Genomic DNA, 246 nt, shown 5'->3' on the forward strand with positions numbered 1-246 from the left:
TTCTTTAAGCATTTCAGCCATTTCTTGCTTCATTAATTCGTAAAGTGCATCACCATCTTTTAGCTGCTTGCGATCAGCCGCATCTGTTAAGCTATCGATCAACTTCATCGTCGTATCAACACCTAAATCAGCTGTCAGTAACTGTGTTTCTAGCTCTTCAAATAAATCATCATCAATTTTCTTGCCTTTGAAAATCGACGCAATGCCTGACCCAAGGTTAACCTTAGTTTTTAATAAGCCTTTTTT

Annotated in this window: 1 protein-coding gene; it reads right to left on the reverse strand. The window is 37.4% G+C overall.

Annotated elements, in window-relative coordinates:
- Positions 1 to 246, reverse strand: a 246-nt coding sequence (locus CWC11_RS22725; protein ID WP_171038545.1) for a signal recognition particle receptor subunit alpha, incomplete at both ends; no start/stop codon positions are given.

The sequence above is a fragment of the Pseudoalteromonas sp. S3178 genome (genome assembly GCF_005886985.1).
GTDB lineage: Bacteria > Pseudomonadota > Gammaproteobacteria > Enterobacterales > Alteromonadaceae > Pseudoalteromonas > Pseudoalteromonas carrageenovora.